8 protein-coding genes are annotated in these 12,301 nt (G+C 67.1%); 6 read left to right on the top strand and 2 right to left on the bottom strand.

What is annotated here, in order from left to right; translation table 11 throughout:
- Window positions 1-193: 193 nt before the first annotated feature.
- On the bottom strand, window positions 194-622 hold the full coding sequence (locus tag J2S45_RS06350; RefSeq protein ID WP_307634865.1) for an HIT family protein: 429 nt from the start codon (window positions 620-622) through the stop codon (window positions 194-196).
- 103 nt (window positions 623-725) lie between these two features.
- On the opposite strand from J2S45_RS06350, the gene leuS reads away from it, so the two are divergent.
- Window positions 726-3,593 (top strand): leucine--tRNA ligase, encoded by a 2,868-nt coding sequence (gene leuS, locus J2S45_RS06345; protein WP_307634864.1) that lies wholly within the window; start codon window positions 726-728, stop codon window positions 3,591-3,593.
- An 86-nt stretch (window positions 3,594-3,679) separates the two neighbouring features.
- Complete coding sequence (locus J2S45_RS06340; protein ID WP_270975346.1) at window positions 3,680-4,639, top strand: aldose 1-epimerase; 960 nt, start codon at window positions 3,680-3,682, stop codon at window positions 4,637-4,639.
- 39 nt (window positions 4,640-4,678) lie between these two features.
- On the opposite strand, the gene J2S45_RS06335 is transcribed toward J2S45_RS06340, so the two are convergent.
- A complete protein-coding gene (locus tag J2S45_RS06335; RefSeq protein ID WP_307634863.1) occupies window positions 4,679-6,556 on the bottom strand; it encodes a helicase HerA-like domain-containing protein in 1,878 nt (625 codons plus the stop codon).
- A 129-nt stretch (window positions 6,557-6,685) separates the two neighbouring features.
- On the opposite strand from J2S45_RS06335, the gene J2S45_RS06330 reads away from it, so the two are divergent.
- From J2S45_RS06330 to J2S45_RS06315, 4 genes are all read left to right on the top strand, one after another.
- On the top strand, window positions 6,686-7,558 hold the full coding sequence (locus J2S45_RS06330) for a helix-hairpin-helix domain-containing protein (protein WP_307634862.1): 873 nt from the start codon (window positions 6,686-6,688) through the stop codon (window positions 7,556-7,558).
- Window positions 7,558-9,711, top strand: a complete 2,154-nt coding sequence (locus tag J2S45_RS06325; RefSeq protein WP_307634861.1) for a ComEC/Rec2 family competence protein — start codon at window positions 7,558-7,560, stop codon at window positions 9,709-9,711. The genes J2S45_RS06330 and J2S45_RS06325 overlap by 1 nt, the downstream gene beginning before the upstream one ends.
- Before the next feature lie 8 nt (window positions 9,712-9,719).
- Window positions 9,720-10,664, top strand: a complete 945-nt coding sequence (gene holA / locus J2S45_RS06320; RefSeq protein WP_307634860.1) for a DNA polymerase III subunit delta — start codon at window positions 9,720-9,722, stop codon at window positions 10,662-10,664.
- A gap of 99 nt (window positions 10,665-10,763) precedes the next feature.
- Entirely contained in the window at window positions 10,764-12,299 is a 1,536-nt protein-coding gene (locus J2S45_RS06315) for a Re/Si-specific NAD(P)(+) transhydrogenase subunit alpha (RefSeq protein ID WP_307634859.1), read from the top strand.
- Window positions 12,300-12,301 lie beyond the last annotated feature (2 nt).

The following is a 12,301-nucleotide window of genomic DNA, read 5'->3' as shown; positions in this document are numbered from 1 at the left end:
ACCACGACAACCATGAGCAACGCCGTCAACGCGACGGTAGCCAACCGTGAGATAAGTGATCGCAAGATAGTCTCCTTGTGAGTATGTGCACAAGCAGTCTATCCCAGGATTGTGGATACGTGTGGCTGATCCCACATGCGGTATTTGTCAGGGGTATTCGTGTGGTCGGCGCATCCTCACAATGCGGTCCGCCTTACCGGGCTGCCTCCACCTGCTCCGCGTAGCCGGCCTCGGCCAGCGCTGCGCGAAGCTTGTCCATCGCGGAGGCGATCTCCTCGGCCGGCGCCGCGACGGCGTCAGAGAAACGCGCGGCATCTTCCGACTCGGCGGGGATGACGTGCACGTGCGTGTGGGGCACCTCGAAGCCGAGGATCGCCACCACGGCTCGCGGCACACCGAAGGCCTTCTCCTGGGCGCTCGCCACGATCTGTGCCACCTGCATCATGTGGGCGAAGTCGGCCGGATCGACGTCGTTAAACTTGGCCACCTCCGCACGCGGGACAACCATGACGTGGCCGGGACGCACCGGCTCGATGGTGGCCATGACGACGCAGACGTCGTCGGCCCAGACGAACTGACCGGGGATGTCCCCGGCGATGATCTTGGAAAAGATGGTGCTCATGGCCTTATTCTACGGCGCGCGTCACGTCTCTCACAGTGGCCCTCGAAGGGGAGCGCGAAGTAGCTGAGCTAGAATGGCCGGTATCTTTAAGTAAAGGAGACTCATGAGCACCCCGTATCGGTACACCGCCGAGCTCGCCGGCGAGATCGAGAAGAAGTGGCAGGATCGCTGGGAGCGCGAGGAGACGTTCACCGCGCCCAACCCGGTTGGCCCGCTTGCCCCGCAGGACGGATCTGCGCTCAAGGAGCCCTTCTACCTTCTGGACATGTTCCCCTACCCGTCGGGCAAGGGCCTACACGTGGGCCATCCGCTGGGTTACATCGCCACCGATACGCTCGCGCGCTTCGCCCGCATGCAGGGCAAGAACGTCCTCTACACCATGGGCTACGACGCGTTCGGCCTGCCCGCTGAGCAGTACGCCGTCCAGACAGGCCAGCACCCGCGCGTGACCACCGAGGCGAACATCGCCAACATGCGCCGCCAGCTGCGCCGGCTTGGCATGTCACACGAGGCGCGCCGCTCTGTTGCCACCACCGACACGGACTTCGTCGGTTGGACCCAGTGGATCTTCTTGCAGATCTACAACTCCTGGTACGACGCCGAGGCGCCGGGCCGCCTCGCGGGCACGGTCGGTCGCGCCCGCCCGATCTCCGAGCTCGTGGAGGAATACGAGCGTGGCACGCGCGCCACCCCGGACGGTCGCCCGTGGTCCGAGCTGGACGAAAGCGAGCGGCGTCGCGCACTGGATTCGCGCCGGCTTGCCTATATCGACTACGCGCCCGTGAACTGGTGCCCGGGCCTGGGCACGGTGCTCGCCAACGAGGAGGTCACAGCCGAGGGCCGCTCCGAGCGCGGAAACTTCCCCGTGTTCAAGCGCGAGCTGCGCCAGTGGATGATGCGCATCACCGACTACGCCGACCGCCTTGCACAGGACCTGGACTACGTGGATTGGCCGGAGAAGGTGCGCCTGATGCAGCGCAACTGGATCGGCAAGTCCCGCGGCGCGAAGGTCACCTTCCAGGCGCACACCGCCGACGGCGACCTCCCCCTCGAGGTCTTCACCACCCGCCCCGACACCCTGTTCGGTGCCACGTTCATGGTGGTCTCGCCCGAGCACCCGATGCTGGCAGGCTCGGGCGTGCCCGGCGAGTGGCCGGAGGGTACGAAGCAGGCGTGGACCGGCGGGGCCGGTACGCCGATGGGTGCGGTGATGGACTATCAGCGTCAGGCCTCCATGAAGTCGGACATGGATCGGGCCGACGACGCCCGGGAGAAGACCGGCGTCTTCACCGGCATCTACGCCACCAACCCGGTCAACGGCAAGAAGATCCCGATCTTCACGGCCGACTACGTCATGATGGGGTATGGCACCGGTGCGATCATGGCCGTGCCCGCCCACGATCAGCGCGACTTCGACTTCGCCAAGGCCTACGAGCTGGACATCATCCCCACGATGAAGCCCGAAGACGGCTTCGACTGGGAGAGCGCCTGGGTGGAGGACGGCGAGATCATCGACTCGGCTAACGAGGAGATTTCGCTCAACGGGATGCACAAGGGCGAGGCGGTGGCCGCGATGAGCGAGTGGCTTCAGAAGAAGGGCCTCGGCAAGGCCACCGTCACTTATCGGTTGCGGGACTGGCTCTTCTCCCGCCAGCGTTACTGGGGTGAGCCCTTCCCGGTGGTCTACGACGCCGACGGCAACGCCCACGCTCTGCCCGAGTCGATGTTGCCGGTTGATCTTCCGGATACCCCGGACTACTCGCCGCGCTCCTTCGACCCCGACGACGCCACCTCCAACCCCGAGCCGCCGCTCGGGCGTCTGCAGGACTGGGTGAACGTTGAGCTGGACCTGGGCGACGGCCCGCAGATGTACACGCGCGACACGAACACCATGCCGAACTGGGCTGGCTCGTGCTGGTACGAGCTGCGCTACCTCGATCCCCACAACGATGAACGTTTCGTCGACCCGGCGGTCGAGGAGTACTGGATGGGCCCACGCGAGGGTAAAGTCGCGGGCGGCGCGGACCTGTATGTGGGCGGCGTCGAACACGCCGTGCTCCACCTGCTCTACGCACGCTTTTGGCACAAGGTCCTTTTTGACCTGGGTTACCTGTCCTCCTTCGAGCCCTTCTACAAGCTGTTCAACCAGGGCTACGTTCAGGCGTATGCCTACACCGATTCGCGCGGACAGTACGTGCCGGCCGACGAGGTGGAGGAAGTGGCCGGCGACGCCACGGGCGAGGTGACCTACCTGTACCAGGGGCAGAAGGTCAACCGCGAGTACGGCAAGATGGGCAAGTCCCTGAAGAACATCGTCACGCCCGATGAGATGGCCGAACAGTACGGAGCGGACACCTTCCGCCTCTATGAGATGTCGATGGGACCCCTCGATGTGGATCGCCCGTGGGAGACCCGCGCCGTCGTCGGCTCCCAGCGCTTCCTGCAGCGACTGTGGCGCAACATCGTCGACGAGGAGACCGGCGAGCTGGTGGTGACCGACGCCAAACCGGACCTGGAGACGGCCAAGCTGGCGGCCCGCACGATCGTAGGTGTGCGCGGGGACTACGCGAACATGCGGATCAACACCGCGATCGCAAAGCTCATCGTGCTTAACAACCACCTCACGAGTCGCGAGGTGCCGCGGTCTGTGGCCGAGGCGCTGGTTCTCATGGTCTCCCCGGTTGCCCCGCACGTGGCCGAGGAACTGTGGTCGCGCCTGGGGCACTCCGAGTCCCTCGCTTTCGAGGCGTTCCCGCAGGTGACGGACGAGTCCTTGCTGGCTGAGGACACGGTCACGGCGGTGGTGCAGGTGCGCGGCAAGGTACGTGACCGCCTCGAGGTACCCGCCGACATCTCCGCCGCGGACCTTCAGGCGCGGGCGTTGGCATCGCAGAAGGTGGCGAAGTTCCTGGACGGGGAGCCGCGCAAGGTGATTGTGCGCGAACCGAACCTTGTCAACATCGTCCCGTAATTGTCGGTTGGCGAGTCCAGCTGCTGGAATCCGGCCTGCAAAGCCGACGTCGACCCGTTACAGTGAGCGGGGAAGAAAGGTGTGTGATGGCAGCTACTGACATCGTGAAGGTCGACAGGTTGGGGCATCCTGCGTGGGAGATCGTCTCGCCCACCGGCGCGCGCGCCGTCGTCTCGGAGCGGGGCGCGACCCTGTTGTCGTGGCAGCCGGAACCTGGCCTCGAGTTGCTTGCCGCCCACGAAACGCGCCAAGAGCTGGAGGCCGGCGCCGGCGCGCGGGCCATGATCCTTGCACCGTGGGCGGGCCCGATCGCCGACGCCACCTACACCTTCGACGGGCGTGACATCACGGTCGACGACGCCGTGCGGGCCTACTCGCTCGCCTACCTGCAAGACTTCCACGTGGTTTCCGCCGGCACCACCCTCTCGATGGAGACGGTGATTGAGCCGTGCGATTCCTACCCGTGGAAGTGCCAGGTCAGCGTCCACTTCTCGCTTGACTCGGGCGCCGACGGCGCGGAGCACCTTTCGATCACGCTGGAGGCAAAGAACCTCTCCGCCGCGCCGGCGCCGATCACGGTGGGCTGGCACCCCTACTTCGTCTTGCCGGGCATGGAGAGCGTATCGAACCTGGGTCTGTCTATCCCGGCGCGAACGAAGATCCTCACCGACCGCCGTGGCGTTCCGCTTCCCGGCGAGTCCGCCTATGGCGGTGTCAACACGCCGGTGGCCATCGGCTACCTAGGATCTCGCTCCCTTGATGACTACTACCGTGGCCTCGTCCCCGATAACTACGGCGTGGTATGCACCCGGGTGGTTTCCCCGTCGACCAACGCCTCGGTGGAGCTGACGCAGGAGCCCGGCGAGGCCGCTGTCGTTCATATCGACACGGGCGACGGCCTGGAGCGTGACCCTCGCAAGGCCATCGCCCTGGCTCCCATGTCGGCCGTCGCCGATTCGTTCAACCGGCCCGACGCCGTCGGCTCCGTCCGCGTCGAGCCGGGCCAGTCGCGGCAGATGACGGCGACTCTGACCTTCCGCCGTTAGCCCGCGCCCGACGCGGAAACCCCGGCGCCGGGCGGCGTCCTAGCGCCGCCGGGTGCCGAAGATCGCGCGCGTGATCTCGCGGGTCAGCGTGCGGCCGGCGGCGCGCACCACCTGATCGACGGTGGCCTCCCGGCGCCTGACGCGCCGCTGTTCTTCCGCCTCGGCATCCCGGCGGCGGCGCTCGGCTTCCTTCTGCGCCTCCCGGCGCTCGCGCTCCACCTGTTTTTCCAGTTCACGTGCCTGGCGGTCGAGCTCCTTCTTGCGCTCGGCCTCCAGTTTGGCCGCCTCCTGGGCGGCCTTGGCCTGACGCTCGGCCTCGTCGCGGGCGGCGGCTTCCGCGGCCATCCGCTTCTCCAGCAGCTCGAAGGCCGACTCGGGGTCGATGGGGTCCTTGTACCGGGCGAGCGTGGGAGAGTTGCGCAGCGCGTCGTCGATAGCCTGCGCGGAGGCAGGACCCATGACGGCGGCCGGCGCCCAAATCCGCACCGGGGCGACGGGGCTGGGGCGGCCCTTCTTGTCGAGGATGGTCACGATCGCCTCGCCCGTGCCGAGGCTGGGCAGGATCTGCTCTAGGTCGAGCGGGGAGGTGGGGAAGGTCGCCACCGTCTCGCGTAGCTTCTTCGCTTCGGCGGGCGTGTGGGCGCGCAGGGCGTGCTGGACCTTCGAGCCGAGCTGGGCGAGCACGTCGGCCGGGATGTCCTTCGGAGTCTGGGTGATGAAGATGACGCCCACGCCCTTGGAGCGGATGAGGCGCACCGTCTGAACCACCTGACGCGAGAACTCCTTCGACGCGCCGTCAAAGAGGAGGTGAGCCTCGTCGAAGAAGAAGACGAGCTTGGGCTTGTCCGGGTCGCCCACCTCGGGCAACTCCTGGAAGAGCTCGGCGAGGAGCCACATGAGGAAGGTGGAGAACAATTCGGGCCGGGACTGGACGTCGGGCAACTCGAGGGCTGAGATGACGCCGCGGCCGTCGTCGGTTTTCATGAACTCGGCGACGCTGAAGGCCGGCTCGCCGAAGAACATGGCCCCTCCCTGGGCCTCCAGCTCGGCCACGTTACGCAAGATGACGCCCGCGGTGGCCGGCGCAAGGCCTCCGATTGACTTAAGCTCCTCTTTACCAGACTCCGAGGTGAGGTAGGAGATGACGGCACGAAGGTCACTGATGTCGATGAGGGCGAGCTGGTTCGTGTCCGCCCAGTGGAAGATGAGGGAGAGCGCCGATTCCTGGGTTTCGTTTAGGCCCAGAACCCTCGCCAGTAGGATCGGGCCGAAGTCGGAGATGGTGGTGCGGATGGGGGTGCCGTTCCCCTCTCCGCCCAGCGTGTACAGCTCGGTGGGGAACGAGGCCGCCGCCCAGTCCTGGCCCTGCTCGGCCGTGCGTGCGCTCAGCTTCTCAGACGCCGGGCCGGGCTGGAGTAGGCCGGTGAGGTCGCCCTTGATGTCGGTGACGAAGCAGGGAACGCCGTTGGCCGACAGGCCCTCGGCAAAAAGCTGGAGCGTGCGGGTCTTGCCGGTGCCGGTGGCGCCCGCGATGAGGCCGTGGCGGTTGAGCATCCCCAGCGGCAAGCTGACCCGGGTTGCGGGGCGCGGCTCGCCATCTTCCATGTAGGTGCCCACCGTCATCGTCGGGCCCTCGAAGGCGTAGCCTGCCCTGACGGTCTGCTCGTAGTCGGAGGCCGCGGGTTCGGTCTGCGCGGTGGCGGGCTCGGTTTTGGCGGTGGGAGCCGCGGCGCCTTGACCGCCCTCGGCGGGCTGGGCGGCGGTGGTGGCCTCGGGTGGCGTCGTCGTGGAGTGGTCGGTGGTCTGGGCGGCGAGGGCCGCCTCGAGACGGGCCTTGGCCGCGGCCGCTTTTGCCGCGGCGGCCTGCGCCTCGGCCTCGAGCGCCTCGGCCTGCAAACGGAGGATCTCATCGTTCATGAGGCTAGTCTACGGGCAGGTCGAGCCGTTCGGGTGAATCATTTTCCACAATCAGGCTCGCGGGAGGCAGAGCCCGGTTTTGCCTTCCAGACGACGAGGCTGCCCGGGCCGAGCACACATAATGGCTCCATGACCACACTGCCTCCCCGCCGCCCCACCTCCCGCCAGTCGCGCGAAACCGACTGGGGGAGGGTGGAAGGCTTTGCCCGCACCGCGATGCGCGTCGGCGCCGGCGACGACGTCGGGGCACTGACCAGCCACGCCAAGAAGCGCCGCTTTGTCCTTGACGGGAACTCGCTACGACTCGCCGCGGTCTTATTGCTTGTCCTCGCGCTGTCGGGGGTGATCGGCGCGCTTAGCGGACGCTCGACCGAGGTGGCCGCGATTGCGCCGGTAAGCGAGACGAGCGCCCCTCGCCTCGAGGCAGGCGGGCGTTCCACGGACGGGGAAGCGGAGTCGGGCAATGGAGACGGCGCGGGCGGTCAGCCCGGCGCCGATTCCGCGAGCGCCGCCACGCCCTCCGGGCCTTCCGACTCGCCGGGCGCGAACCCGGAGGCGATCGTCGTACACGTGTCGGGGCAGGTCAGCGCGCCTGGGGTCGTCACCTTGCCCGCCCCCGCGCGCGTGACGGACGCGGTCCAGGCCGCCGGCGGACCCACCGATGAGGCGGACCTGGCACGCATCAACCTTGCCGAGCCGATCAGTGACGGCGTACATATCCATGTGCCAGCGCTCGGGGAAGCCTTCGACGTCACCGATGCGGGAGCCGGTGCAGGAGCCGGTGCAGGAGCCACGACGGGCGGGGACGATGGGAAGGTCAATATCAACACCGCCGACCAGGCGGGGCTGGAGGCAATTCCGGGGGTGGGGCCGGTCACCGCGCAGGCCATCATCGACTGGCGCACGGAAAACGGCGCTTTCACCTCCATCGACCAGCTGGTCGAGGTCCGCGGCATCGGCCCGAAGACCTTCGAGCGGCTTCGCGAGCACGTGCGCGTCTGATGCAAGACTTCCGCTTGCTCGTGCCCGCGGGGGTGGTGTGGGCGATGGCGATCCTCGCGCCCGACTACCTTGTCCTCGGACTTGCCGCCCTCCTCGTCACGCTGGCCGGCACGCTGCGCAGGAACTGGTTCGCCACAATCGTCGGGGTAGCGCTGATCGCCGCCTCGATGTGTGGCACAGCGGACGCGCTGGTGCGCGAGTCCGACGCCGTCAGGCGCGTGATAGGCGAGGATGTTCAGGTCAGCGGAACGATCGAGCGTCATCCGAAGGCCTCCGGCGGGCGTTACGGCGTCATGGCGCGGATCGAGACGGTCGCGAGGTGGGAACCGGGGAAGCCGAGCGGGCCTACAATGAGCTCGCAGGCCATCCTCTACCTGCGTTGGGAGGGCGAGCGCCTTGAGCGCGGTACCCGTTTTGTGGCGCGTGGCAGGATGTCGGCAGACGGGCTCGAGGCCGCCTCCATCGAGGTCCTCTCCACGCCCGCCACCGGGCGCTTGCGATCCCTCCTCCGTGAGGCCGTCGCGGATCGGCCCTGGCACGCCCAGCTGATCCCCGGCGTCGTGGTCGGGGACGACACCGGCCTGCCTCAGCACGTGAGCGAGCAGATGCGGGTGCTCAGCCTTTCCCACCTGACGGCGGTTTCTGGCGCCCACGTCTCCCTGGCGATCGCGGTGGTGCTTGGCGCGGTCGGGCGGCGTCGTCCTCTTATGGCCGGCATGCTTGCTCTGGTGAGCCTGGCGGGGCTGGTGGAGCTGGTTGGCCCGGAGGCTTCCGTGCTGCGGGCGGGATACATGGGCGTGCTCATGTGCGTCGCGATAGCGCTACGTCGCCGAAGCAACGCGCTGCCGCTGCTCAGCGCGACCATCATCGGCGTCAGCCTGCTTGACCTCGAGCTTGCGCGCAGCCTCGGCTTCCAGCTTTCTGCGCTCGCCACGCTTGCGATCATCGTTTTCTCCTACCCGTTGCAACGCCGCCTCGCCGAGCACCTGCCCGGACCCATCGCCGACGTCGTCTCCATCTCTCTCATCGCCGCCATCGCCACAGCCCCACCGCTGCTGGCCATCCAGGAGCGCGCCTCGATGTGGGGGATCCTTGCCAACGCCCTGGTCGCGCCAGTTGTCGCGCCGTTGACGATCGGCGGCATGGTGGGCGCGCTCCTTCTGCCCGTGGCTCCGTGGCTGGCCGCGCCGATCCTGCGCGCATGCGAGGCGTGCACGTGGTGGATGGCGAAGGTGACCTCCCTGCTCATCGCTCTGCCCGGCTCAAGCCTGCCCACCTTCGCGGTGCTCGCCGCCAACCTCGTCTTCCTCATCGCGCTGCTGTTGGGCCTGGCATTCGGGGGAGTGCGGGTCATCCTTGGTGCGGCTGCCGTCCTCGCCTTCGCCGCCATCGTCTCCGGGCTGGTCCCGCAGCGCGGGGCGGGGGACTGGGAAGCAATCCAGTGCGACGTGGGGCAGGGCTCGGCCTTTCTCGGTCGTACGCAGGCCGGGGTGGTGCTGGTCGACGTCGGGCCCGAGGGCGCGAACATCCCTGCTTGCCTCCAGCTCGCCGGGGTAACCCGCATCGATCTGCTCATCATCAGCCACTTCGACGCCGACCACGTGCGCGGGCTCAAGGACGTGCTCGACGCGGCGGAGGTGGGCGAGGTGTGGTACTCGTCCAACCTGTACCACGTTTACAACTCTTCCTGGGCGCTCGATTTGCTGGATCGGCGGGGGATCGAGCACCGGCCGGTCGGCTACGGCCAGAGCGCGGGTGGGATCAGGGTGGTCGGCCCGCGCTCGGTTATCGGCACCGACGATTCGACGAACGCGGACTCCCTGGTGGTGGAGATGACAACGCCATCCCACCGCATCCTCATCCTCGCTGACGCACCAGGTGAACGCCAGCTGGCCCTACGCTCAGAGGTGGAAGATATCGACGTCGTCGTCGCCGGCCATCACGGGGCGCGCGACCAAAGCCGAGAGCTGGCCGAACAGGTGAGAGCGGCGGTGACGATCTTCTCGGTGGGCAAGGACAACACGTACGGCCACCCCACGCGCGAGGCCCTCCAGATTTGGCACGCCCCAATCCAGGTGCGCACCGACCTGTGCGGGCCGATCGTATTGCGTGCCGCGGAGGTCGCCTCAGGATGTCGGATGGACGTGGAATAATGGCACGCATGGCAGTCACACTCGCACCCATCGTGCTCATCACCTCCGGCGAGCCCGTGCTCGGCGACCGCGCAGTCGCCTCCCTTCGCCGCCAGCTACGGGCGGCGGACCCGAACACGGATATCGTGGAGATCGACGCCTCGCAGTACGTCAGCGGCCAGCTCGAGGCGATGCTCACACCCTCGCTGTTTGGGGAACCGCGCGCGATTTTCGTGGCGAACCTCGAACAGGTCAATGCGCCCTTCCAAGAGGAGCTTATTGCCTACGCCCGGGCACCTGAGCCGGACTCGGTGCTCGTACTGCGTCACAACGGCGGCCAGCGCGGCAAGAAGGTGCTTGACGCGCTCAAGGGAAAGGTTCCCACCTACTCCTTCGACAAGGTCAAATACCCCAACGACAAGGCGAAGATCGTGGTCCAGGACGTGCGGGAGGCAGGCCGAAAGATGACTGCCGACGCGGTGGACGCCATCGTCGCCGCACTCGGCTCCGACCTGCGTGAACTACTGTCCGCCGTCAGCCAGCTCATGAGCGACGTCGAAGGCACAATCACCGAAGACGACGTCCACACCTACTTCGCTGGCCGGGTGGAGGCCACGGCCTTCAACGTCGCCGACGCCGTCGTGGCTGGCCGCGCTGGCAAGGCCGTGGAGCTCTCCCGGCACGCGATCGCCACCGGTAACTCGCCCGTCGCCATCGTCGGCGCGATCGCGACGAAGCTACGAGCGATGGCGCAGGTGCTTGGGGTGCGCTCGGCCAAAGGCCGGCCCACACCCAAGATGAACAACTGGCAGGCCAGCCGCGCCAAACAGGATCTGCGCGGATGGTCCGGCCAGCGTCTAGCGGAGGCAATCCAGGCGATCGCCACGGCGGATGCCGAGGTCAAGGGGCTCTCACGGGATCCGGAGTATGCTCTCGAGCGGGCCATCGTCACCATCTGCGCCCTGCGCAGCTGAGGCGGCTGGGCCCTTCGCCAATGGAAAGAATTCGGCGCGGGCGGTCCTCTCGCGGGATATGCTGAGAGAGTTTGATGCAAAACGAACAAAGGAGTGAAGTTGCGCATTGGTGTACCACGGGAGCCTGGGGATCAGACTCTGGTCGCCGCGACTCCCGATACAGTGGGAAAGCTGATCAAGCTGGGCTATGAGGTGCTCGTCGAGCACGGCGCCGGAGCTCAAGCGAGCTTGCCCGATTCGCTGTATGAGAGCGCGGGGGCGCGGATTGTCAGCACACAGGAGGCGTGGGCGGCCGACATCGTCACCGCTCTCGACGCGCCCGGCCCCGACAGACTCGACCTCATGAGACGCGGCGCGACCCTCATCGCGCGCATGGCGCCTGGGCGCCACCCCGAGATTCTGGACGCCCTCTCCAGCCGGGGGATCACCGGCCTGGCAATGGACATGGTTCCGCGTATCTCACGCGCCCAATCCATGGACGTGCTGTCCTCGCTGGCCAACGTGGCCGGTTACCGCGCGGTGATCGAGGCGGCCCACCACTTCGGCCGACTCTTTTCCGGCCAGGTGACAGCCGCCGGCAAAGTGGCCCCCGCGAACGTTTACGTCATCGGCGCGGGAGTTGCCGGCCTAGCCGCGATCGGCACCGCGAACTCGATGGGCGCGATCGTCAAGGCCACCGACGTCCGTCCCGAGACTGCCGAACAGGTTGAATCCATGGGCGCCAGCTTCGTCGCCATCCCCGTCGCCGCCCAGGAATCCACCGACGGGTATGCAAAGGAGATGGGGCAGGAGCAGGCCCTCGCAGCCGAAAGGCTGTACGCCGAACAGGCCGCCGCTGCCGACATCGTCATCACCACCGCCGCGATCCCTGGGCGTCGCTCACCCGTGCTACTCACGGAGGAGGCGGTCGCAGGTATGAAGCCGGGCTCCGTCGTCGTCGACATGGGCGCCGCAAATGGAGGCAACGTGGTCGGCTCGGCCCCGGACGAGGTGGTGGTTACAGACAACGGCGTGACCATCATCGGCTACACCGAGCTCGCCGCCCGCCTGCCGGGCCAGTCCTCGCAGCTGTACGGGCAGAACATCTTCAACTTCTTCAAGCTCACGACGCCGGAGAAGGATGGCCTGCTCCACCTCGATCTCGACGACGAGATCGTTCGCCAGATGCTCGTCACTCTCGATGACCAGGTCATGTTCCCGCCGCCGCCCGTCAAGGTTTCGGCCTCCCCGGCGCCGGCGCCCGCGCCCGCCAAGGCGCAGCCCGAACCGGTCGAGCCAGCGAAGGAGAAATCCTGGATCGCCAAGCACTGGTGGAAGTTAGCCGCCGGCGCGCTATTCATATGGCTCATCGCATCCGCGCCTCCCGGCTCAACCACCCACTTCATGGTCTTTGCCCTCGCCGTCGTGATCGGCTTCTACGTCATCACCGCGGTCACCCATGCGCTCCACACCCCGCTCATGTCCGTGACAAACGCGATCTCGGGCATCATCGTGGTCGGCGCGCTGCTCCAGGTCGGATCGAGCAACGTCGCCGTGCAGATCCTGGCCTTCATCGCCACCGCTGTGGCCTCCATCAACATCTTTGGTGGATTCCTCGTCACAGAGCGCATGCTCAAGATGTTCCATAGGAGTTGATC

The sequence above is a fragment of the Trueperella abortisuis genome (assembly GCF_030811095.1).
Taxonomy (GTDB): Bacteria; Actinomycetota; Actinomycetes; order Actinomycetales; family Actinomycetaceae; genus Trueperella; species Trueperella abortisuis.
Note: the sequence above shows the minus strand (reverse complement) of the source record. Positions and strands in the feature narration are given on the sequence as shown.